Below are 24,506 nucleotides of genomic sequence, written 5' to 3'. Positions count from 1 at the left end.
CTTGAAGAGAATAGCTTAAGCTGGGAGAGAAAGTGTTTTGATGGCGGATACATTTTTTTTTACGCCGTCCCGACGATTGACAGTTGCAAATGCTGCTGAGTTGACGGGTGCAAAGCTTCTTAATCCAGAGTTTTCTCATAAAGTTATCAATACTCTTTCTTCACTTGAGAGTGCTGTGGAAGGTTCGCTTGTTTTTGTAGAGCATCGGAAGTTTTCTGATGCTTTACTGGACAGTTCTGCTGTTGCTGTTTTGTGTACGAATGAGATTGTTTTTAAAGTTCCCGAAACTATGGCAATTTTGGTGACATCCACACCACAGCGTGACTTTGCTCAGATTGGTCGTATTTTGTTTCCAGATTCTGTCAAGCCAATGCCTTGGTTGGGGCAGAAGGGGATTTCATCGCATGCGCATATTCATCCAACGGCTAAGTTGGCACATGATGTGTGTATTGAAGCGGGAGCTGTTATTGGTAAAAATGTTGAGATTGGTGCAGGAACTCTTATTTCATCCACAGCTGTTATCGGTGAAAATTGCCGTATTGGATGTGACTGCTATATTGCTCCTAAGGTAACAGTTCAGTGTTCTATAATAGGTGATAAGGTTCAGCTTTACCCTGGTGTTTGCATTGGGCAAGATGGTTTTGGTTATGTTGGGGGCGTTTCTGGAATCGAAAAAATTCCACAGCTTGGTCGCGTTATTATTGAGGATGGTGTAGAAGTTGGTGCGAACACGACAATTGATCGTGGAACATTTCAAGATACTGTTATTGGTGAAGGAAGCAAGATTGATAATCTTGTACAAATTGCCCACAATGTAAAAATTGGCCGCTATTGTCTTATTGCCGCTCAATGTGGCATTGCGGGAAGTACATCTATAGGGGATATGTCTCAGCTTGGCGGAAGTGTGGGAGTAGCTGATCACATCATAATAGGTAAATCTGTTCAGATTGCTGCTCGTAGTGGTGTTATGAATGACATTCCGGATGGCGAAAAATGGGGAGGTAGTCCAGCGCGACCATTTAAACAATGGTTTCGTGAAGTAGCGGCATTGCGCAGTATGGGAAAAGTTAAAAAGGAGAAACGCTGATATGATCAGCAGTGAAAAAACTAAAAACTTAGAGGCTGTCGATATTGAAAAACTATTATCAATATTACCGCACCGTTATCCATTTTTATTAATTGATCGTATCGTTGATATTGATGGTGAACAAGAAGCGATTGGTATTAAAAATATAACGATTAACGAGCCACATTTTATGGGACATTTTCCCTCAAAGCCTGTTATGCCTGGAGTTTTGATTTTAGAAGCTATGGCACAAACGGCAGGAGCAATAGCACTTTTAAATTTAGGCAATAAGCAAACAAATTTAGTTTACCTTATGACGGTTGATAATGCGAAATTTCGTAAGCCTGTTATGCCTGGTGATCAGCTCAAGATTTATGTTCAGCTTTTGAAAAAAAGATCTGGTATGAGACGTTTTTCATGTGTTGCAAAAGTAGAAGATGTCCGCGTCGCTGAAGCAGAAATTGCTGCGATGATTGTCGAAGAAGAATAAACGATATTTGATGGGAATTTAAAAATGTCCGGTACGAAAATCCATCCAACTGCTCTTGTGGAGAAGGGAGCGCAGCTTGGTGAGAATGTACGCGTTGGACCATTTTGCCATATTAGTTCAGAGGCTGTTATTGGTGATGAATGTAGTTTGACAAGTCATGTTGTAATAATGGGAAAGACAACGTTAGGAGCCAAGAGTAAAGTATTTTCTCATGCCGTTTTGGGGGCAGATCCGCAAAATAATAAACATAAAGGAGGGGCTACAACTCTTTTTATTGGTAAGAATTGTACGATTCGTGAAGGTGTAACAATGCATAGGGGTTCCGATTCGAGTGTAGGAATGACAGTTGTTGGTGATAATTGCCAATTTTTTTGTTATGCGCATATCGCTCACGATTGTTATGTAGGCAATCATGTAACATTTGCCAATAACGCAATGATTGCTGGTCATGTTACTATTGGTGATTATGTGATTATTGGTGGTGGTGCTGCTGTTCATCAATTTGTTCGTGTTGGACATCATGCATTTATCGGCGGCGTATCTGCACTGGTTGGTGATCTGATACCTTATGGAACAGCTGTTGGTGTGCAGGCAAAACTTGCTGGACTCAATATTATTGGCATGAAGCGTGCAGGACTTGAGCGTCAAGATATTCATGCACTCCGTCATGCGGTTGCTATGCTTTTTGATCATAGCAAACCATTTAAAGAGCGTGTCAGTGATGTTGCTTCTTTCTATTCTTCTTCTCAGTCTGTTTCTGAAGTTGTTAATTTTATTAAAGAAGAAGGAAAGCGTTTTTATTGCACACCAAAATTTGAAGGTGTTAGAATAAAAGAACATAAGGATTAAAAATGCCTATTTGGGGAGCCAGAAGTTTTCTTTCCGGCCGTACTGCTATTATAGCAGGAAATGGTGTTCTACCGATTACTGTTGCGCAGACTCTTGAGAAGAATGGAGAAAATCCTTTTCTTGTGCTTTTGCATGGTGAGGCAGATTCTGTTCTTTATCGCTATGAGCATTGCGAGCTATCAATTGTAGAGCTAGCACGACTCGTTAAAATTTTAAAAGAGGCTGGTGTATATAATGTTGTTTTGGCAGGTGGTGTGAAAAAGCGTCCACTTCTTAAACAATTGCGACTGGACTGGACAACATTTTTAGCTCTTCCTAAGTTAATCGGAGCTTTGAAGAGGGGAGATGATGCGTTATTAAAAGCTTTTATACGGGTTATTGAAGCACACGGTTTTTGTGTTATTGGTGCTCACGAAATAGTCCCAGATCTTTTAGCTCCCATAGAATTTAATTTAACAGTACGGCGCGCTACTCCAAAAGAGAAAAAAGATATTTTTTTAGCAGTAGAAGCAGCAAAGCTTTTAGGTCAATTAGATATCGGGCAAGCCGTTGTCGTTGTCCAAGGAAGGGTGGTTGCTCTAGAGGGCGCTGAGGGAACTGATAATATGTTGTGGCGTATTTGTGAAATGCGAGAAAGAGGGCAAATTCCCCTTAAAGGTGGCATTCTTGTAAAATGCGCAAAACCACAACAGGATAATCGCGTTGATTTGCCATCAATTGGGCCCGCGACAATAATGAATATTGCAAAGAGTGGTTTATCTGGTGTTGCGGTGGAGGCAAATAGAAGTCTAATATTATCAGTGAAAACAACAATAGAAAAAGCCAACAAATATTCTTTATTTATAGAGACATTTGAAAAGTTTGGTCATGAATAATTGTTTCTTAAAGATTGCAGTGGTTTCAGGTGAGGAATCTGGTGATTTACTTGGGGCCGATTTAATTTCTTGTTTATCACAACAGATAGGATGCAATATTCATTTGATTGGTGTTGGGGGGAGCCATTTAAAGGCATTAGGCTTAAAAAGCTTTTTTGATTCCCATGATATTGCTTTAATAGGTTTAAAGGAGGTGTTGAAAAAACTACCATTGTTGTTGCTACATATTCGCAATTTATCCAAATTTATTGCACAAGAACAACCTGATTGTTTAATTATTATTGATAGTCCTGATTTCACGCATCGTATTGCAAAAAAGGTACGTGCTTTAGCGCCTTCTATTCCTATCATTAAATATATTGCACCAACCGTTTGGGCATGGAGGCCAGAGCGTGCAAAAGCTATGTGTGGATTTGTTGATCATGTTTTAGCGGTTTTTCCTTTTGAAGAAAAGATTATGCAAGATTTGGGAGGCCCTGCCACGACTTATGTTGGACATCGTCTTTTGACATATCCTCCCCTTTTGAGCGTTCAGTCAGAAAAAAAAAGCCAATTAGAACAAAGAAATTTGATCGATACACAAACATTATCGCCTGCATTAGTTATTTTGCCAGGATCACGCAATTCAGAAATTCGTTCCTTAATGCCTATTTTTCGAGAAACAGTAGAGATTCTTGTACAACGTATTCCTCATTTACGTATTATTTTACCAACCTTACCTCATTTGGTAGATAGAATCCGGGACTTTGTGCAGGGCTGGAAAAGCAAGATAGAAATTGTAGTTGGTGAAGATGAAAAATGGCGTGCTTTTGCACAAGCAGATGTTGCTCTTGCTGCACATGGAACTGTTTCACTTGAATTAGCCTTAGCAAAAGTTCCTATGGTTCTTTGCTATAAACTTGATTTCTTTTCTAAATTATTTATTTTTCCTAAAATGATGTTATGGAGTGCTGCTCTTCCAAATATTATTGCTGATAAGCCTATTGTTTCGGAATATTTGAATGAATTAATCCGTCCTGGCATGTTAGCAAGACAGGTAGAACAACTTTTGGCTAATCCTTTATTGCGACAGGCTCAACTTGATTCCTTTGAGATGGTAGAACAGAAAATGAAAACTGAAGTACCATCGGGGGTTGTTGGTGCACAAACAATTATTACTCTTTTAAAAAATAGGAATAAAATTGTATAAATAAAGCAATATGTTAATGATTAATATTTAATTTTAGCAAGAAAATCACAAGCACGTTGACTTTTAGGATTGGTAAAAAATTGTTCAGATTCTGTATCTTCAACAATTTTTCCATTTTCTAGAAAGAGTATTCTTTCTGAGACTTTACGTGCGAAGCCCATTTCATGGGTAACACAAAGCATTGTAATTCCTGTATCTGCCAATCGAGCCATCACGTCCAAAACTTCTCCCACACTTTCTGGATCAAGAGCAGAGGTTGGTTCATCAAAAAGCATGACTTCAGGTTCCATACAAAGTGCACGGGCAATCGCAACACGTTGTTGTTGCCCACCAGAAAGTTGTAAAGGATATTTTTCACAGTGTTTTTCAATACCAACATGCGTTAAGTAACGAATTGCCCGTTCTTGTGCTTGTTGTTTGGACAGCCCTTGAACTGTCATAGGTGCTAAAATACAATTTTGTATAACGCTCATGTGGGGAAATAAATTAAAATTCTGAAAGACCATTCCTATCTTACGAAGAACATTTTTTTGCTGTTGTACAGGGGCAGTATGGATATCAACGTTATGGATACAGATTGAACCTTTTTGTGCTTGTTCTAATTGATTAATACAACGAATTAATGTTGATTTTCCTGATCCGGAAGGTCCACAAATAACGATATGTTCACCAGCTTGAACATTAAAGTTGATATCATGTAGGACCTGAAAGTTTCCATACCATTTATTTAGATTTTGGATAGAGATCACAGGGTTTTTACTGGGAGAGATCGATTTATTATTTTTCAAATTCATCTTATTTTATTCTTTCATTGATGAAGAACTTGATTAATTCAACATTTTGATTTGATACTGTTTTTTATGATCATTTTATTTACCGTAAATATCGAGTGAGGCGCTGCTCGATAAAAACAATAAAACGATGAATGAGTTCAACGATAAAGAGATAGATAAGAGCAGCCCAAACGTAAACTTGAAAATCGAAAGTCCGTGAATAAGCGAGTTTAGCAACCCCCATTAAATCATAAACAGTAATAAGTGAGGCAACAGCACTGGATTTAATCATTAAAATCAACTCATTTCCTAAGGGGCGTAATGCTACAATCATTGCTTGTGGAAGAATAACTCTAAAAAATGTGACAGAGTTGCTTAAACCTAAAGCTTTTGATGCTTCGCGTTGTCCAGTTGTTACGGATAGAAAACTTCCTTTAAAGATCTCAGATTGATAGGCAGCAGAATTGAGTGTAAAAATAAAAAGACAACAATACCACGCGTTTTGAAAAAACCACCATAGCCCCACTTGTTGCCAAAAACTGTTCATTGAACCAAGCCCATAATAAAAAAGAAAGAGTTGAGCTAATAAAGGAGAGCCACGGAAAAAATAGACATAAGCATTTGCAAAATATTGTAAAAATGTATTCTCTGATAGACGTGCAAAAGCGATAATCATACCAAGAAAAAGGCCTAGAGAACAAGAAATAGAAACAAGTTCAACAGTAACAATAAAGCCATTAATAAATTTGGGTCCATAATGACTTAAAAGATCAGGATTAAAAAGAAAATAAAGCCACTCAGGAATCATTGACTTAGCACCTTTTTATAGCCTATTTGAGTGTATGTTTCCAAATGGCGTAAGATTGCAGTAAAAACCGCTGAAAATAACAAATAGAGTAAGCATGCTACAAAATAAAATAGCATGGGTTTATTGGTAGCAGCGACAGCTAGATTCGTTTGTCGCATGAGGTCAACAAGCGCGATGGTAGAAACAAGGGATGTATCTTTCAGTAAAGTAAGCCAATTATTAGAAAGTCCTGGCAAGGCATTTCGGATGAGCTGAGGGAAGACAATACGAAAAAATGTGGTTGACCGTGAAAGTCCTAAAGCTTTAGCTGCTTCATATTGACCTTTATCAAAAATATTAAATGCTCCAAGCCAAACTTCACAAGAAAAAGCTGCAAGAACCATACTAAGGGCAAGAACACCAGCAACAAAAGCATTGATACTGAACATGATTTCAAAACTAAAATAGTCAAATAAATTTTGAATAAGGCTTTGTAATCCGTAGTAAACTAAAAACAAAGTTAAAAGCTCTGGTAGCCCACGAAATATCGTTGAAAAGAGGCGTGCCATAGCTTTGGCCATCTTAATATTGGATCGAATCATCACTGCATTGAGAAGTCCTAGAGGAAATCCTAGAAGTCCACAACATAATGCCAATGACAAAGTCATTCCTGCACTGGAAAGTATAACTGCTCCCCATCCACCATTGCTAAATGATAGCAATGCTAAATTTTCAATCATTCTTGTATTCCTCATGAAAGAGTTAGATAATATTTTTTAGCAATAACCAACGGGTTTCATTAAAATATCATATTGATATTTAATAAACATCACTTGTAAAATATTTTCTCATAATTTTTTCATAAGTTCCATCCAAACGGATTTCTTTTATTGCTTCATTGAACTTATTTTTAAGATCATTATTATTTTGACGGACTGCAATTGCAACAGGAAATCTTGTTTCTTCTAGAGTTCCCAAGAGGAGACAACAATCTTTTCCTTCATTTTTAAGCCAATTTAATGCTTGTAATTTATCAACAATGATCACATCAAGTCGATGATTTAAAAGATCACGATTCACTTCTATTGTGGAAGGATAGAGTTTTATTTTCACCTCTTCAGAGGCAAAATGATCTTCTGCATAGAAAGCTTGTGTTGTATTTGATTGCACACCAAGATTTTTACCTCTAAAGTCTTTTGTCGAGATTTCTTTAATTCCCGAAGCTTTGGTAACAATAACAGCCAGTGCTGTATCGTAGTAAGGATCTGTAAAGTCAATTTTTTGTAAACGCTCTTGTGTGAGAGAGAGGGAAGCAATGATAGCATCATATTTTTTTGCAATAAGTCCAGGGATCATTCCCTCGAAGTCTTGTGTAACAATAGTACACTCAACATTCATTTTTTTACAAAGTGCATAAGATATATCAATATCAAGTCCCTGCAATTTATTATTTGAGTCAATATAACTGAAGGGAGGATAGGTGCCTTCACTCGCAATTTTTAATGTTTTCGCATCAGCCAATTGGGTGAATAGTGCGGCGCTTATTATAAGAGCTCCTGCTAATAGTTTCATGATGTTCTCCTATTGGATAAGCGGGCAATATGAAATCATTATGTTTTTATAATCTGTAAGCTTTTTGGGAGCAATTCAAAAATTTATTGATGTTTATTTTAGATCATTATGTTGGGCATTATTGATAAAAAAAGAATAAATATCTTATTGCTTGTATGATAGCTTAATTTTCACGAAATGATTGATTTGAATCATTTCATGAGTAAAAACTGAGGATTTTTCTTGAAAATAAGGCTATTAAATTTGAACATAAAAAAATTAGATTTTGATACGGTAAAAATACAACCTTATTGTTGTCATTAGATTCTACAAAATGTTTAGATCTCAAGGAGCAATTAAAAGTTATTTTGATAAATGTAAATTTTCTTATAAAAATGCCGAATTTCCAATTATACCTGCATGTTCAATAAAGAGTTAAAGATACCCCTTAAATATACAGATTGAGTTTTAATTCATAGTGATATCTAATTGATATCGAAAGTAAAATATTTTCTCATAATTTTCTCATAGGTTCCATCGGCGCGGATTTCTTCTATTGCTTTATTAAAACTGTTTTTAAGATCATTATTATTTTGACGGAGTGCAATTGCAATAGGAAAATTTGTTTCTTTTAGAGTTCCCAAGAGGAGACAGCAGTCTTTTCCTTCATTTTCAAGCCAATTTAATGCTTTTAATTTATCAAAGATGATGATATCAAGCCGATGGCTTAAAAGATCACGATTAACTTCTGTTGCTGTAGGATAAAGTTTGATATTAACTCCTTCAGAGGCATAATGATCTTCCGCATATGCAGCTTGTGTTGTATTTGATTGTACACCAAGGTTTTTACCTCTAAAGGCTTGTGTTGAGATTTCTTTAATTTCCGAATTTTTGGTAACGATAACAGCGAGTGCTGTGTTGTAGTAAGGATCTGTAAAATCAATTTTTTGTAAGCGCTCTTTTGTAGGAGAAAGGGAAGAAACGATAGCATCATATTTTTTGGCAAGAAGACCGGGAATCATCCCCTCAAAGTCTTGTGTGACAATAGTACATTCAACATTCATTTTTTTACAAAGCGCATAAGATATATCAATATCAAACCCTTGCAGTTTGTTATTTGAGTCAATATAACTAAATGGCGGATAAGAAGCATCGCTTGCAATTTTCAGCGTTTGAGAATTGGCCGATAGGGTAAACAGTGTCGCGCTTATTATAAGAGCTCCTGCTAATAATTTCATTATGTTCTCCTATTAGATAAGCTGGCAAATATGAAACCATCATGAATTTTTATAATCTGTAAGCTCTTTTGGAGCAATGTAAAAAATTTATCTATGTTCATTTTGCTATCATTATGCTGAATATCATTATCAAAAAAATAATTTCTTTTTATCAAGTATGGGAATAAAAAATACAGGAAAGAAAGTCACCTCTTATTGATTATAGGGTAATTTTTAATAATTTTATTTAAAAATCAATAATTTATCTTTAAAAGAAAAACTATCAACTTAAATACAAAGAAAATTTCAGCTTTTAACAGGACAAAATGTAAAAGTGTTTTTATTCTAATTAGAGAAGCACTTAATGTAAGCTTTTTGCAATTTTATCTGAAGAAGATAGAAAGAAAAATTCTGACATTGCTAGATTTTAATATGTAATAGGGCTTTTAAACATGGGGGAATGATAGGGAATACATTTCCATTAAAGGATAATGAGGATTATAAGGTAAAATTTTCAATTTCTTTTTGCTAAATGTTTGGCTAATTCGCAGAAAAGTACTCTCAATTTCTTTACAGAGCTAAAACTTAGAATTTTTTACTAAATTTTTATGATGATGTTATCTCTGTAGAAAGAGTTTTAAAATTACGTTTTATAAAAATTCTTAAAGGATGTTTTTTGATTACTCTCAATAAAGCTTCAGTAAACTGAAGCTTTATTGATTTCTTTTTTTAATTTGCACGTTCATCTATAGGAACATAGTCACGCATAGCATAGCCTGTGTAGAGTTGTCGAGGACGACCAATTTTTTGTGCAGGGTCTTCAATCATTTCTTTCCATTGTGCCACCCACCCGACACTGCGCGCCAATGCAAAAAGGACAGTAAACATTTCAGTTGGAAAACCTAGAGCTTTTAATGTAATGCCGGAATAGAAATCAACATTGGGATAAAGCTTTTTCTCAATAAAATATTCATCACTTAAGGCAATTTTTTCAAGCTCTATTGCAATATCAAGAAGAGGGTCATCTTGAATGTTGAGTTCTTTTAAAACTTCATGACAGGTTTTTTGCATGATTTTTGCACGTGGATCATAATTTTTATAGACACGGTGCCCAAAGCCCATAAGGCGGAAAGGATCATTTTTATCTTTTGCACGTGCAATAAATTCAGGAATTCTTTTAATAGAACCTATTTCTTGTAGCATTTTTAGGCATGCTTCATTGGCACCACCATGTGCTGGTCCCCAAAGGCATGCAACACCTGCTGCAATACAGGCAAACGGATTAGCACCTGAGGATCCAGCAAGACGTACCGTAGATGTAGAAGCATTTTGTTCATGATCTGCATGAAGGATAAAGATTTGATCCATCGCCCGAGCAAGCACAGGGTTTGTTTTATATTCTTCACAAGGAACAGCAAAACACATATGGAGGAAATTTGCAGCATAACTAAGATCATTACGTGGATAAACAAATGCTTGTCCAATACTGTATTTATAGGCCATAGCAGCAAGCGTTGGAACTTTTGAGATAAGACGAACAGAAGCAATCATTCTCTGGTGAGGATCTGTAATATCAATAGAGTCGTGATAGAACGCAGACATAGCGCCAAGGCAGGCAACCATGACGGCCATAGGATGAGAATCACGACGGAAGCCATGGAAGAAGCGTGCAAATTGTTCGTGGACCATGGTATGCTGCATAATACATCGATCAAATTCATTTTTTTCTTGCTGTGTTGGGAGTTCACCATAAAGTAAAAGATAACAACTTTCGAGAAAGTCTCCTTTTTCAGCCAATTGATCAATAGGATAACCACGATAAAGCAATATGCCTTTATCACCATCGATATAAGTAATTTTTGATTCACAAGAAGCTGTTGAAGTAAAACCAGGATCATAAGTAAAAATATCGGTTTTTTTATAGAGAGAAGCAATTTCAATGACTTCAGGTCCACTCGTGCCTTTACGCAAGGGAAGCTCTACTTTTTTATCATTCACAATAATATATGCGTTATTCTCAGACATTCGGTATTCCTTTCAGATCCTTCACTTCTAAAAATTAAGACTCTGCTTCATCAGAGTGGGGGATGTATAACTGAAGCTTTTCTTACTTATTTAAGGGTAGATTGCCTCTAAAAGTGAGTACATGCAATCTAAAAATATTTCCTTATTGATCATTATTACTCAATAAGAAATGTATTTCAATGATATAACATAAAAAACTCTTTTAGGGCGCGTTGAGATATCTGTATAGATCCTTATTTGAGGAAATATACTCAGTGCACATCATGGGCATATTGTTGTGATAAGTTGGTCCTTGATGCGATGAAGGGATTCATTGCGTCCTAATAAAATAAGAATATCCAAAACACCTGGTGATGTTGCACATCCTGTAAGAGCTGCGCGAAGTGGTTGGGCGATAGATCCAAATTTGAGATTCTGTGTTTGGACAAAAGAGCGAAGTGTTTCATCTAGAGTTTTTGTATCCCAAGAGGGGCACGCTTTCAGAGCAAGATAAAGATCGTTTAAAATGGTTCGTCCATTTTTATCTAAGAGCATTTGAGCTTTTTCATCAAGTTGTAAAGGTCGTTGCGTAAAAATGAAGGAGGCATTGTCAATCAGTTCGCACAGTGTTTTTGAACGTTCTTTCAAATGCGGGATTGCTTTTAAAAATTGAACACGGCGTTTTTCATCAAGTCTTTCAATAATTTGTGCTCCCCTATCGGTTTCTGGTAGAATATTAAGAGCGGCATCAAAAAGTTCTTGATCATTACTCATACGCATATAGTGTCCGTTGATGGAATCGAGCTTTTTGAGATCAAAACGAGCAGCACTTTTGTTAATATCCTCAATATCAAACCAAGAAATCATATCTTTAAGTGACATCAGTTCGTCATCACCATGACTCCAACCTAAACGGACAAGGTAATTGCGCAAAGCAGCAGGAAGATATCCCATTGTTCGGTAGGCATCAACACCGAGCGCACCATGTCGCTTTGATAATTTTGCACCGTTTTCACCATGGATAAGAGGAATATGGGCCATAACAGGAATGTCCCATCCCATTGCTTTAAAGATAATCGTTTGTCGGGCTGCGTTGGTAAGATGATCGTCACCACGTATAATATGTGTGATGCCCATATCATGATCATCAACGACAACAGCATGCATATAGGTAGGCGAACCATCAGAACGTAAAATAATAAAGTCATCGAGATCTTTATTAGGAAAACGGACATCACCTTGAACACGATCATGTACAATCGTTTCTCCATCTTGAGGGGCTTTGATGCGAATAACAGGCTTAACACCTTTAGGAGCTTCAGAACTATCACGGTCACGCCAACGTCCATCATAACGTGGTGGGCGCCCTTCTGAACGGGCTTTTTCACGCATTTCAGCTAACTCCTCAGGTGAAGCATAACAATAATATGCTTTGCCATTCTTGACCAACTGTTCAGCGATTTGGCGGTGACGTTCTGCTCGTTCGAATTGCGAAATAGGGGCGCCATCATAACTAAGACCCATCCAGTGCAAGCCATCTATAATAGCCTTTACAGCTGCTTCGGTTGAACGCTCTCGGTCTGTATCTTCAATTCGTAAAAGCATTTTTCCACCGGTATGTTTTGCATAAAGCCAATTAAAAAGAGCAGTACGAGCACCACCAATGTGAAGGAAGCCAGTGGGTGAAGGGGCAAAACGAGTAATAACAGACACGAATATTTTCCTTTAAACTAAGATATTACTTATGGAATTTTATAGAAAAGTCATGTTAGCATAAGTGATGGGGCGTGCAATAGCCGTATTGCGAGTTAAAGTGGGGGACTGATGTTTTATAAAAGTAAAGAGGGTTTATCCGAAAAATCTGTTACAGAAAGAAAAAAGCCATGTCAGATAGGGCAGAGTGTTTTTTCTAGGTATGATGATGCAAAGAACGGTAGCTATAATCAACAAAAACTTTTTTTATTGACACTCTTAAAAGAAGTAATCATTTTTTTTCGCAAATGGTTAGAAGATTGTATTAATAAAGAAGTTTCTTTTGGTATCCTTTTTTCGCTGATTTTAGTCTTTTTTGCCCTAGGAATCATTTTCTATTTTCATTTAGAGTGGGAACCAAGTTGGGGACAATTGGGGGCGTTGGTCAGTATTTTTCTGGGAATATTCTATGTAGCACGTTTTTATCGAAAAATATCGATTCCCGTGGGGTTTCTGTTTTGTATTATATTGGGTGCTTTAGCGGCAAAAATAGAAACGTGGCGTATTGCAACACCCATGCTAAGCAGTGACATTGTCACTACATTGACGGGAAGAATTGTTTCTATTGAGTCAGGTGCCAAAGGAGGATTTCGTTTAGTTTTGGATATTTTGAATACAGAAAATCCCGTATTACGCCATAGTCTTCATCGTGTTCGTTTATCGGCAAGATATTTGCCATCTGGCTTAGCGATTGGTGATGGACTGCATGGAAAAGTTAAGATTCGTGCATTCTCTGGGCCGGTGCGTCCAGGAGGCTACGATTTTAGTTTTCATAATTATTTTAAAAGAATTGGAGCACAAGGCGTTTATTTAGGAAAACCAAGAAAAATATCCGTTTCGCAGCCTGATGGAATATTCGCTATCATTCTACAGAAAATTGAAAATTTACGCACGAAGATGACACAAAGAATCCGTATAGCCCTTGAAGGAGAAAAGGGGAGTGTTGCAGCTGCCCTCATAACAGGGCAGCGTGCTGGTATTTCAAATGAGACAAATGAAGCATTACGTACAGCTGGATTAGCTCATATTTTATCAATATCAGGTTTACATATGGCGTTGTTAAGCGGCATAGTTCTTTTGAGTATCCGTAGTTTTTTAGCATTTTTTCCAGTTTTTTCTTCCTATTATTCCAGTAAAAAATTTGCTGCTATCGTTGCTTTTATGATAACAGCTTTTTATTTGTTATTGTCGGGCTTAGCAATATCAGCGCAAAGAAGTTTTGTGATGATTGCTGTTATGTTGGTTGCTATATTGTGTAATCGCTCTGCTATAACAATGCGTAATTTTTCCATTGCAGGGTTGATAACTCTGGCGATGACACCCCATGAAATATTAGGTCCTAGCTTTCAAATGTCCTTTTCTGCGACTGCTGCTTTGATCGCTTTTTTTGATTGGTGGAGTGGAAGATCATTTTTTCGTAAAAGAAAAACAACTCCCTCTTATGTTGGAGGGGGAGTGATAAATTTTGTTTTCTTATCGATTCTTTCAACATGTGCTTCTTCCTTTGTTGCAGGGAGTGCAAGTGGAATTTATGCTGCTTATCATTTTTCTAATATGGCATCTTTGAGCATTATCAGTAATGCCTTTGCTTTGCCTGTCATCTCAATTTTTGTCATTCCCTTTGGATTAATCGCAGTTCTTGCAATGTTAGGAGGATTCGAATGGCTTCCTCTTCAAATTATGGGTTTTGGAGTTGATCTTGTAATAAAGATTGCACATGCTATCAAGGCTATTTCTCCTGATTTGAATCCTGGTTTTATGCCGTTATCAGCGTTAGTTTTATTGAGCATAGGCTTGGTTGGACTGACTTTTTGCAAAACACCCATCCGGCTCTTTTTTAGTTTGTTTATTTTGGCAGGTATTTCTATTTGTGTATTGCATTCACCTGTACAACTGATTATAGCAGATAATATGCGCCTCGTGGGCGTTATTCATGATAAAAAATTATATATTGATCGTTACCATATTTCTAAGTTCACGACATCCATATGGAAAAAGTCATTTCGTGTGAATGAAACGATTAAACCAACAAAATATGGTCCTTCGTTACACGGACAATTTATTTGTGATTATCATGTATGTACATCTTTATTGGATAATGGATTAAAAGTGATCGTTTTACAGAGAGAAACAGATCAATGTGTAGAGGCAGATATTCTCATTCAGACATTTGTGATGCATAATCCAACTTGTTACAAGAAGGCAAAAATAGTATTTATACCTCAACAATTGTTATCACGAGGAAGCGTTATGATGACCAAAGGTGGAGATATTATTTGGTCTTCGCTAGGGTTTCATAGACCATGGAATATGCACAGACAGCATTCATAAAAACATATAATCAGTCATATTTTGCTTCACATTTGGATAATGACAAAACAAAAAATAACAGAAGACTTTTCTCATAATATTTTACGGTATTTAAATTGGTAAGTTTATCAACGTTATTGAAATGAGATAATAATCTACAGTTTTCTAGAAATAGATGATTTTTTATATCTGATCATTTTAATTTTTTCAAAAAAATTGATATGTGCATCTTTGTGCATCCTATTGATAGCACAAAATAAATCAAAAATTCTTATTGAATGAGAAAAATGCTAACAAATATTCTCAAAGAAATAAAAAAGATAATTGTTGATTATTCTATTTTATTCTTATCATATATTTCTATAACGAGTAACATCTCTTCAAGCAAGAGATGATGGTCAATTTAAATAGATTGCGTCAAGAGGTTATCTTTTATTATCATTATTATCGGTGGTAATAGGGGTGATAAATGCTGCTTATACGGATAGAAGGCAAAGTCATTCATGAATGTTCAGCAGTTAAAAAAAATGGCAGCTATTAAAGCGCTTGAGTTTGTTGAAGATGGTATGCGGCTTGGTATCGGATCTGGTTCGACAGTCAATGAATTTATTCATCTTCTAGGTGAGCGTGTTGCGGATGGTTTGCGGGTGACTGGTGTTGCTACTTCAAAATATTCTGAACAACTCTGTCATAAGTTTGGAGTGCCTGTTAGCACTTTAGAACAAATACCTGAGCTGGATCTTGATATTGACGGAGCAGATGAAATTGGTCCTGAGATGATGCTCATTAAAGGGGGAGGGGGAGCATTGTTGTATGAAAAAATTGTAGCGTCGGCATCTCGTGCAATGCTTGTCATTGCGGATGAAACAAAGGTGGTAAAAAGACTTGGTGCTTTTGCACTACCAATTGAAGTTAATCCATTTGGTATCCACACAACATGCAGAGCCATTGAAAAAGTCGCTGATGATTTAGGGCTTTCTGGAAAAATTGCATTGCGAATGAATGGAAAAAATCCTTTTGAAACAGATGGTGGCCATTTTATTCTTGATGCATTTTGGGGCTGCATTTTGCAACCAAAACCATTATCGGATGCACTTCTTGCTATTCCTGGTGTTGTTGAGCATGGCCTTTTTTTGGGGTTGGCTTCACGTGCAATTGTCGCTATGGCTGATGGTCAAATAAAAGTTTTAGAACCGTTTGATTTTTAGAAAAGGCATTTACATGATGAAAAGGCATTTACATGATGATATGTTAGCACAGTAAAAAAGGGTCTTAAAGATTTTAGGTAGAATAACGAATTAAAATTATAATTAGCGATCGGGGTAATCATTAAATGAAAATAATATTTTCTTTTCAGCGTTTTGTCGTATATTTTAGTGCAATTGCTATTTTTGTTGTGAATGTTGGCATGGCTTATGCACAAGGTGTGAGTGATCAACATTTAGATTCAGCGCGAAAGGCAATCAGAGCTATTCATGCAACGGATCAATTTGATAGCTTTTTACCAAATGCGGTCCATGATTTCAAAAATGAACTGATTAGCGATGATCCGAATTTGGCAACAGCTATTTCTGATATTGTTGATAAGCAGGCGCTTGCTTTAATTAAAAGGCGCTCTGATCTAGAAAAAGAGATTGCTCATGTATATGCAAAATATTTTACTCAAAAAGAGCTTGATGCGATAACAACATTTTATAATTCTGATACCGGTAAAAAGTTTTTGACAGAAGTCCCCAATATTGCACGTGATTCTTATTCAGCATTTGATATATGGCGTACTGCTCTTATGCGGGATCTTGTAGAAAATGTGAAAAAAGAGATGTCTGAAACACTTAATTTGAATAATTCTACTATGCCTACAAATATGCCTATAAAATCAGAATCTTCAGAAAATAAAAAATAGCTTGATCGATATCATGACAACAATGGGCAATTTCTGATTTTTTTAATAGCGGCGGTTTTCCCGCCGTTTTAAATATTTTAATGAGAATAAGTCTTTTTAAAATACTGCTTTATAAAAAAGGCTTCTTCAAAAGAAAAAAAGACTTTCATTTGATAATAAAAGATCTTAGCCTACTCTTGCAGATGTATAAGAAGGAATAATTCGTGGGCTCTTTTGACTTTGATTTATTTGTTATTGGAAGTGGTTCTGGTGGAGTGCGTGCAGCACGGCTTGCTGGAGGTCTTGGCAAGCGGGTCGCTATAGCAGAGGAATATCGTATAGGGGGCACTTGTGTTATTCGTGGTTGCGTTCCCAAAAAACTTTATGTTTATGCATCACAATATGTAAAAGAATTTAAGAAAAGTGTTGGTTTTGGGTGGGAATATGCGGATCCAATTTTTAGCTGGGAAAAGTTGGTTGCAGCTAAAAATAAAGAAATATCAAGGTTAGAAGGGTTGTATCGTAAGGGATTAGAAAATAACAATGTGCATATTTATGAAAGTCGTGCTACTTTTATAGATGATCACACATTAGAGCTTTCTGCCACGGGTGAGCGGGTAAGTGCAGAAAAAATTTTGATTGCAACAGGGGCAAAACTTGCACCAAATACGTCCATAGAAGGCGGTGAATTTTGCCTTACTTCTAATGAGATTTTTGACCTTGATCAACTCCCAAAATCAATAGTCATTGTTGGTGGAGGGTATATTGGTGTTGAATTTGCTAATATTTTTCATGAATTAGGTGTAAAAACAACACTCCTCCATCGGAGTGATTTAATCCTTCGTAATTTTGATCATGATTTGCGGCAATTGCTCAGCGATGCAATGATTGAAAAAGGGATTTCTATTCTCTACGGAATAACAATTTCTAAAGTGCAGGCTGCAGAAAATTGTTATGAAGTTGTTTTATCAAATGGGAAAATAATCAGTGCCGATCAGATTATGTTGGCTACGGGGCGTGTACCAAATACAACGGGTTTAAGACTTGATAGGGCAGGTGTTCAAGTGGATGAATTTGGTGCAGTTGTTGTTGATGAGAAAATGACAACAAATATCCCCCATATTTGGGCTGTTGGTGATGTAACAGGTCATATTCAATTAACACCTGTTGCGATTCATGATGCAATGTGTTTTGTTAAGACAGCATTTGAGAATATTCCCACAACACCTGATTATGATTTAATTACAACAGCAGTTTTTTCACAGCCAGAGATTGGAACGGTGGGTCTTTCAGAAGAAGAGGCGGTAAAGCGTTATAAGCGTCTTGAAATTTATCGTACAGTTTTTCGTCCTATGCGTAATGTTCTTTCTGGTAGTTCAGAGAAAATGCTTATGAAACTCATTGTTGATGGTGAAAGCCGTATTGTTGTGGGCGCTCATATTTTAGGGGAAAATGCTGGTGAGATGGCTCAGCTTATAGGGATATCTCTCAAGGGTAAGCTGACGAAGGATATCTTTGATGAGACGATGGCAGTGCATCCAACGATGGCAGAAGAATTGGTAACGATGTATAAACCAAGTTATATATATGAAAATGGGAAGAAAATAGAAAGTTAAACAGCATATATTGCGGTAAAAAGCTTTTGATATGCTAATCTGTAAGATTAATCTTTAGAGAGAGTGTAATGATAAAAGAATGGGCGCCTGACACTTGGAGAACAAGGCCAATTAAACAAGTTCCGACTTATCCGGATAAGTCTATGTTAGAAGATGTTGAGCGAAAACTGAGAAGGTATCCTCCTTTAGTTTTTGCCGGTGAAGCACGTGATTTAAAAAATGAATTAGCAGCCGTTGCGAAAGGCCAAGCTTTTTTATTGCAAGGTGGTGATTGTGCCGAAAGCTTTGCAGAACATGAAGCTGATAATATTCGTGATTTTTTTCGTGTATTTTTGCAAATGGCGATTGTTTTGACCTTTGGTAGTTCTAAACCGGTTGTTAAAATTGGTCGTATTGCTGGTCAATTTGCAAAGCCTCGCTCTTTTGATATTGAAAGAAAAGAGGGAGTTGAATTTCCTGCTTATCGTGGGGATATTATTAATGGCATTGAATTTGAAGCCGGTTCTCGTATTCCAGATCCGCAACGGATGTCTATGGCTTATCGCCAATCTGCGGCAACACTTAATCTATTGCGTGCTTTTTCACAAGGTGGCTATGCTAATTTAGAAAATGTTCACACATGGATGTTGAGTTTTGTTTCTAACAGTCCGCAGGGAGAACGTTATGAATTATTGGCAGAGCGTATTTCTGAAGCAATTGATTTTATGCGTTCTATAGGGATTACATCCAAAACACATTCTTCATTGCGTGAAACATCTTTTTATACCAGTCATGAAGCACTGTTGCTTGGTTATGAAGAGGCTTTGACTCGGATTGATTCAACTTCAGGAAATTGGTATGCAACATCTGGTCATATGTTATGGATTGGTGACCGTACGCGTCAGATTGACCATGCTCACGTTGAATATTGTCGCGGCATTAAGAATCCTATAGGATTAAAATGTGGTCCTTCCATTGAGCCTGATGAGCTTTTAAAATTAATTGATATTTTAAATCCTGAAAACGAGTTGGGGCGGCTTACTCTCATTACGCGCTTTGGTTATGATAAAGTTGAAAGTTATCTGCCTAAACTCATCCGTGCCGTTGAACGCGAGAAGCGTGCGGTTATATGGTCATGTGATCCAATGCATGGCAATACAATTACTGCCAATGGTTATAAGACGCGTCCTTTTGATTATGTTTTAAAAGAAGTAGAGAATTTTTTTGCAGTGCATCGTGGAGAGGGAACTTATCCAGGAGGCATTCATATTGAGATGACAGGTCGTGATGTTACTGAATGTACAGGAGGGGCGCACGCCATTTCTGTGGACGATTTATCTGATCGTTATCATACGCAATGTGATCCACGGTTAAATGCAGATCAAGCGTTAGAATTGGCTTTTCTTGTTGCTGAACTCCTTAAAAAAAATCGCGTGACTGACTCGTTAGCAATTGCTGCTGGGGGGTAGGCAAAAATTTGCCTAATATTTTTAGGTCATTATGGCAGAAAAGAATTTTAAAAAATGATGTTTCCGATGATGAAGAATAAAGTTGTGGTTGCTAAACTGATGAAATGATACAAAGGCTTATGAAAAATGATTTTCGGGTATCAATTGCCCAATTAAATCCTATTGTCGGTGATATTGAGGGGAATTTTTCTTTAGCTGTCATGGCGCATCAAAAGGCCAAAGAAGAGGGGGCTGATCTTGTTTTATTCACGGAACTTTTTATAAGTGCTTATCCGCCGGAAGATCTTGTTCTAAAACCTGCTTTTACAAAAACATGTGAAGAGACTGTTGAGAAATTAGCAAAGATAACCGTAGGCGGACCAGGAATTGTCATTGGTCTTCCATTAAGGCGCAATGGTAATATTTACAACGCTGTCATGGTTCTTGATGAAGGGAGAGTCATTGCCGAATGTTTGAAGTTTGATTTACCTAATTATGCTGAATTTGATGAAAAGCGTTTATTTTCTTCAGGTCCACGTCCTCAGCCTATTGTCTATCATGGAATTAAATTAGGAATAGTCATTTGTGAGGATCTTTGGAATGATTCCTCTCTTAGTACAGAGCTTAAAGATAAAGGAGCGGAAATTATTCTTGTCCTTAACGGATCTCCTTATTATCGTAATAAAACATTAAAACGTATAGACGTTGTTCATACACAGGCTCTACAATCTGGAGTGCCAATTATCTACGCTAATCAAGTAGGTGGTCAAGATGAGCTCGTTTTTGATGGTGGGTCTTTTGCCTTGAATGGACAAGGCAAAAAGATATTTCAAATGAAACACTTTGATAGCCATATTGCTTTAAGCCATTGGCAAAAAACAACGACGGGATGGCACTGTATTTCAGGTCCTAATGAAAGTCTTCTCAATGGATTAGCGGCTGATTATCAAGCTTGTGTTTTGGGGTTGAAAGATTACGTTAATAAAAACGGCTTTAAGGATGTTATTCTTGGTCTTTCAGGAGGAATTGATTCAGCCCTGTGTACGGCAATGGCGGTGGATGCTCTTGGTGCTGAGAGGGTTCGCACCATTATGATGCCCTATCATTATACTTCGCAAGAATCATTAAAAGATGCCAAAGAATGTGCTGATCTTTTGGGATGTCGTTATGAAATCATACCGATTGCACAACCTGTTGAGGCTTTTTTAAAGACAATGGCACCTGTTTTTTCAGGGTTACCCTCTGACGTCACAGAGGAAAATCTTCAAAGTCGTATACGCGGTACACTTTTAATGGCGCTTTCAAATAAATTCGGCTCAATGGTGGTAACGACAGGCAATAAGTCAGAAATGGCTGTGGGATATGCAACACTGTATGGGGATATGAATGGCGGGTTTAATCCTCTTAAAGATATTTATAAAATGCAGGTTTATGCATTAGCGGAGTGGCGCAATAAAAATCACTTGCACAATTTGAGAGGACCAGAAGGAATGATCATTCCATCCAATATTATAGAAAAAGCACCCTCTGCAGAGCTGCGGGAAAATCAAAAAGATGAAGATTCTCTTCCGCCTTATCCTATTTTAGATGATATATTACAATATCTTGTAGAAAATGACATGAGTATTTGTGATATTGTTAAACGTGGACATTCACGAGAAACTGTTGCGAAAGTTGAACAGCTTCTTTATGGTGCCGAATATAAAAGGCGTCAATCTGCGCCTGGTGTAAAAATCAGTTACAAAAATTTCGGACGCGATCGTCGCTATCCTATAGTCAATCATTTTCGCGATAAAAATTGAGTATTATTTTATGGTTAAAGTTCGTTTTGCTCCCTCTCCAACAGGTTATATTCATATTGGCAATATCCGTATTGCGCTTTTCAACTGGCTTTATGCGCAAGCGTATAAGGGAGAATTTATTTTACGCTATGATGATACAGATATTGAACGTTCTAAACAAGAATATATCGATGCTATTGCTGTTGACCTTGAATGGCTTGGTATTCAACCAGATGCAATTTATTACCAATCCAAGCGATTTAATCGATATGATGAAGTGGCAGAAATTCTCAAACAACGTGGCCTTCTTTATCCTTGTTATGAGACAACAGAGGAATTAGAGCGGCGTCGTAAAATCCAGCTTTCACGCAAATTGCCTCCTGTTTATGACCGTGCAGCATTGAAGTTGACAACAGAAGAGAGAAAAAACTTTGAATCACAAGGTCGTAAACCCCATTGGCGTTTTCTTCTTCCTAATTTTGAAAGTGATCCTTTACACACAAAGCGAACAGAAGTTTGCTGGAATGATGCAATAAAGGGAAAGCAGACGATTGATTTAGCTTCTCTTTCAGATCCTGTTCTTATTCGTGAAGATGGAACCTATCTTTATACATTGCCGTCTATTGTTGATGATGTAGATATGGCTATTACGCATATTATTCGTGGGGATGATCATATTACAAATACAGGCGCTCAAATTGCTCTTTTTAAAGCTCTTAATGCAGAATTACCGGTTTTTGCTCATACCAATTTATTGGCGACAGTTTTAGGAAAAGGATTTTCAAAACGTAATAATGATCTTTCTATTCGTTCTCTACGGGAAGAAGGATTTGAATCTATAGCTGTTCAATGCCTTGCCGTTTTGATTGGGACATCGCAAAATGTGCATCCCTATCCCAATCAAGCTGCGCTTTTAGAGCATTTTAATCTCCAAGATACGTCAAGATCCGTTGCAAAATTTGATATTGCTGATCTTCTTGCTTTGAATAGTCATCTTGTCCATGAGTTAACCTATGAGGAAGTAAAAATGCGCCTTAAAAAACTTTCTATTGAGGGAGATAAGGCGGAATATTTCTGGAACGCGATAAGAAGCAATATTAATAAAGTCAATGATGCTGTTTTTTGGTGGAAAATCATTCATGATGAACAGAATTTTGATACAGTAGCACTAGAGGATCGTGCTTTTGTGCACCAATCACTCGATTTCTTACCTGAAGGTGCTTTGAATGAGGAAAGTTGGAAAATTTGGACAACAGCATTAAAAGAAAAAACAGGTCGAAAAGGAAAAGCTTTATTTATGCCATTACGTCAGGCACTTACGGGCATGGATCATGGACCTGAAATGGGAAAAATTTTGCAGCTTTTAGGGCGTGAAAAGGTAACGGAAAGGCTCTCTAGGAAATAAGAGCGGATTTTTTAAAAGTATTTCGTTCATTTCACTCTAAAAGAGAGTAGAGAACGGGTTTATTTACACGTTTTTATAAGCATGAAAGCAGGAATATCATCACCAAATCCAATAGGTGTGTAATTCTTATTTTTTCGTGAGCGTTGTTGCTCAGATGGCTTCTCCTTATTATTTGCATTTTTGATATATTCTGTTTTATTCTCTTCTACAGATTTTTTAGTGTGAGCAACAGTCTCTTTTGGAGCAGTTTTCTTTGATGGTTTTGAAGATTTTTTCTTTACAACAATATCTTCTGTTTGATCATCGGCTATTAAAGTTGAGAGATCTCCATTGAGCCATTCAATTTTTTCATTACTCATTTCTTCGATGGCATTGATATATTTTTGATCAGCTTTTGTGACAATTGTAAAAGCTTTTCCGCTGCGATTTGCACGCCCTGTACGACCAATTCGATGGATATAGTCTTCAGCATGTGTAGGAACATCATAGTTAAATACATGACTTACAGCTGGAATATCGAGTCCACGGGCAGCAACATCAGAAGCAACAAGAAGTGTAAGTTTATTATTTTTAAAATCAGCTAGGGTGTTCATGCGCGAATATTGGTCCATATCTCCATGAAGTGCCCCTACATTAAAGTTATGTTTGATGAGCGATCTAAAAAGTTCAGAGATATCTCTCTTTCGATTGCAGAAAATGATTGCATTTTGAAGCTCTGCACCTTCATTTTGGATAAGCTCTCGTAAAACCGCTCTTTTATCCCATGATTTATTTCCAGATTTGACAAGCCGTTGTGTAATTGTGGTAGCTGTTGAGGAAGCTTTTGTAACTTCAACAGATACAGGAGAATGTAAAAATTGTTTCGTTAGCTTTGTAATTTCTGGCGCCATTGTTGCAGAAAAGAACAAAGTTTGACGCGTAAAAGGGGTTAGTTTACAGATGCGTTCAATATCAGGAATAAAGCCCATATCCAACATGCGATCAGCTTCATCAATCACAAGGATTTCAACGCCCATCAGGAGTAGTTTACCGCGCTCGCAATGATCAAGAAGGCGCCCTGGTGTTGCTATAAGAACATCAGCTCCCCGTTCAAGTTTGCGATCTTGGAGTTCAAAAGAAACTCCACCAATCAAAAGAGCAACATTTAAACGATGATTTATTCCGTATTTATCAAAATTTTCTTCAACTTGAGCTGCAATTTCTCTTGTTGGTTCTAAGATGAGTGTACGGGGCATTCGTGCTCTTGCACGACCTTTTTCAAGGAGAGTGAGCATAGGCAATACGAAAGAGGCGGTTTTACCTGTTCCCGTTTGGGCGATTCCTAAAACGTCTTTTCTTTGAAGGACATGCGGAATTGTTTCACTTTGAATAGGTGTCGGAGCTGTATACCCCGCTGATTTCACTGCATTAATAACCTTTGCGGAAAGACCTAAATCATCAAAACTGTTTAAAGATGGTATCATTTTTTTATCAACTGCTCTGTGATTTTAACTGCGCTATCTAATGATGATTATAACCAATATTTTACACTC

20 protein-coding genes are annotated in these 24,506 nt (G+C 37.0%); 12 read left to right on the top strand and 8 right to left on the bottom strand.

The window, feature by feature from the left end:
* Nucleotides 1-40 precede the first annotated feature (40 nt).
* Genes lpxD through lpxB form a run of 5 tightly spaced genes read left to right on the top strand, consistent with a single transcriptional unit; the run spans nt 41 to nt 4,469 of the window.
* Entirely contained in the window at nt 41-1,087 is a 1,047-nt protein-coding gene (lpxD, locus tag ACFIMA_RS04950) for a UDP-3-O-(3-hydroxymyristoyl)glucosamine N-acyltransferase (RefSeq protein ID WP_375612127.1), read from the top strand.
* A gap of 1 nt (nt 1,088) precedes the next feature.
* Nucleotides 1,089-1,556: a 3-hydroxyacyl-ACP dehydratase FabZ gene (gene fabZ, locus ACFIMA_RS04945; RefSeq protein ID WP_375632372.1), complete on the top strand. Its 468-nt coding sequence runs from the start codon at nt 1,089-1,091 to the stop codon at nt 1,554-1,556.
* Nucleotides 1,557-1,580: 24 nt separating this feature from the next.
* Nucleotides 1,581-2,405, top strand: coding sequence for an acyl-ACP--UDP-N-acetylglucosamine O-acyltransferase (gene lpxA / locus ACFIMA_RS04940; RefSeq protein WP_375609506.1), 825 nt, complete (start codon nt 1,581-1,583; stop codon nt 2,403-2,405).
* Nucleotides 2,406-2,407: 2 nt separating this feature from the next.
* Nucleotides 2,408-3,280 carry an LpxI family protein gene (locus tag ACFIMA_RS04935; protein ID WP_375612129.1) on the top strand — a complete coding sequence of 291 codons (873 nt, stop codon included), beginning with the start codon at nt 2,408-2,410 and terminating at the stop codon, nt 3,278-3,280.
* Entirely contained in the window at nt 3,273-4,469 is a 1,197-nt protein-coding gene (lpxB, locus tag ACFIMA_RS04930) for a lipid-A-disaccharide synthase (protein WP_375677727.1), read from the top strand. The genes ACFIMA_RS04935 and lpxB overlap by 8 nt, the downstream gene beginning before the upstream one ends.
* Nucleotides 4,470-4,489: 20 nt before the next feature.
* Here the strand turns inward: lpxB and ACFIMA_RS04925 are convergent, their stop codons facing one another.
* The 7 genes from ACFIMA_RS04925 to gltX (ACFIMA_RS04895) all read right to left on the bottom strand — a co-directional run bounded on the left by ACFIMA_RS04925 (nt 4,490) and on the right by gltX (ACFIMA_RS04895) (nt 12,514).
* Nucleotides 4,490-5,263, bottom strand: coding sequence for an amino acid ABC transporter ATP-binding protein (locus ACFIMA_RS04925; protein WP_375653099.1), 774 nt, complete (start codon nt 5,261-5,263; stop codon nt 4,490-4,492).
* A gap of 79 nt (nt 5,264-5,342) precedes the next feature.
* Nucleotides 5,343-6,050, bottom strand: coding sequence for an ABC transporter permease (locus ACFIMA_RS04920; protein WP_375612132.1), 708 nt, complete (start codon nt 6,048-6,050; stop codon nt 5,343-5,345).
* Nucleotides 6,047-6,769 (bottom strand): ABC transporter permease, encoded by a 723-nt coding sequence (locus ACFIMA_RS04915; RefSeq protein ID WP_375612133.1) that lies wholly within the window; start codon nt 6,767-6,769, stop codon nt 6,047-6,049. Before ACFIMA_RS04915 ends, ACFIMA_RS04920 begins: the two co-directional genes overlap by 4 nt.
* A gap of 79 nt (nt 6,770-6,848) precedes the next feature.
* On the bottom strand, nt 6,849-7,601 hold the full coding sequence (locus tag ACFIMA_RS04910) for a transporter substrate-binding domain-containing protein (RefSeq protein ID WP_375612134.1): 753 nt from the start codon (nt 7,599-7,601) through the stop codon (nt 6,849-6,851).
* Nucleotides 7,602-8,065: 464 nt separating this feature from the next.
* On the bottom strand, nt 8,066-8,818 hold the full coding sequence (locus tag ACFIMA_RS04905; protein ID WP_375618360.1) for a transporter substrate-binding domain-containing protein: 753 nt from the start codon (nt 8,816-8,818) through the stop codon (nt 8,066-8,068).
* A 708-nt stretch (nt 8,819-9,526) separates the two neighbouring features.
* Entirely contained in the window at nt 9,527-10,822 is a 1,296-nt protein-coding gene (gene gltA / locus ACFIMA_RS04900; RefSeq protein WP_375632366.1) for a citrate synthase, read from the bottom strand.
* Nucleotides 10,823-11,083: 261 nt separating this feature from the next.
* The gene (gene gltX / locus ACFIMA_RS04895; protein ID WP_375693154.1) at nt 11,084-12,514 is read right to left on the bottom strand and encodes a glutamate--tRNA ligase; all 1,431 of its coding nucleotides are present in this window, start codon (nt 12,512-12,514) and stop codon (nt 11,084-11,086) included.
* 111 nt (nt 12,515-12,625) lie between these two features.
* Between gltX (ACFIMA_RS04895) and ACFIMA_RS04890 the strand changes: the two genes are divergently transcribed.
* From ACFIMA_RS04890 to gltX (ACFIMA_RS04860), 7 genes are all read left to right on the top strand, one after another.
* On the top strand, nt 12,626-14,884 hold the full coding sequence (locus ACFIMA_RS04890; protein WP_375693153.1) for a ComEC/Rec2 family competence protein: 2,259 nt from the start codon (nt 12,626-12,628) through the stop codon (nt 14,882-14,884).
* A 482-nt stretch (nt 14,885-15,366) separates the two neighbouring features.
* Nucleotides 15,367-16,071, top strand: coding sequence for a ribose-5-phosphate isomerase RpiA (gene rpiA, locus ACFIMA_RS04885; protein ID WP_375613478.1), 705 nt, complete (start codon nt 15,367-15,369; stop codon nt 16,069-16,071).
* Between the two features lie 125 nt (nt 16,072-16,196).
* Complete coding sequence (locus tag ACFIMA_RS04880; RefSeq protein WP_375612140.1) at nt 16,197-16,766, top strand: DUF2059 domain-containing protein; 570 nt, start codon at nt 16,197-16,199, stop codon at nt 16,764-16,766.
* Nucleotides 16,767-16,969: 203 nt separating this feature from the next.
* Nucleotides 16,970-18,361 (top strand): glutathione-disulfide reductase, encoded by a 1,392-nt coding sequence (gene gor / locus ACFIMA_RS04875; RefSeq protein WP_375693152.1) that lies wholly within the window; start codon nt 16,970-16,972, stop codon nt 18,359-18,361.
* Between the two features lie 68 nt (nt 18,362-18,429).
* Nucleotides 18,430-19,809 carry a class II 3-deoxy-7-phosphoheptulonate synthase gene (locus ACFIMA_RS04870; RefSeq protein WP_375693151.1) on the top strand — a complete coding sequence of 460 codons (1,380 nt, stop codon included), beginning with the start codon at nt 18,430-18,432 and terminating at the stop codon, nt 19,807-19,809.
* 119 nt (nt 19,810-19,928) lie between these two features.
* On the top strand, nt 19,929-21,590 hold the full coding sequence (locus ACFIMA_RS04865; RefSeq protein ID WP_375638425.1) for an NAD+ synthase: 1,662 nt from the start codon (nt 19,929-19,931) through the stop codon (nt 21,588-21,590).
* A 10-nt stretch (nt 21,591-21,600) separates the two neighbouring features.
* A complete protein-coding gene (gene gltX, locus ACFIMA_RS04860; protein WP_273790689.1) occupies nt 21,601-22,974 on the top strand; it encodes a glutamate--tRNA ligase in 1,374 nt (457 codons plus the stop codon).
* Between the two features lie 59 nt (nt 22,975-23,033).
* Here the strand turns inward: gltX (ACFIMA_RS04860) and ACFIMA_RS04855 are convergent, their stop codons facing one another.
* A complete protein-coding gene (locus tag ACFIMA_RS04855; protein ID WP_375620798.1) occupies nt 23,034-24,437 on the bottom strand; it encodes a DEAD/DEAH box helicase in 1,404 nt (467 codons plus the stop codon).
* Nucleotides 24,438-24,506: the final 69 nt, after the last annotated feature.

The organism is Bartonella sp. AP88HLJMH, from assembly GCF_042195605.1.
Taxonomy (GTDB): domain Bacteria; phylum Pseudomonadota; class Alphaproteobacteria; order Rhizobiales; family Rhizobiaceae; genus Bartonella.
This window is presented reverse-complemented; position numbering and strand designations above follow the sequence as displayed.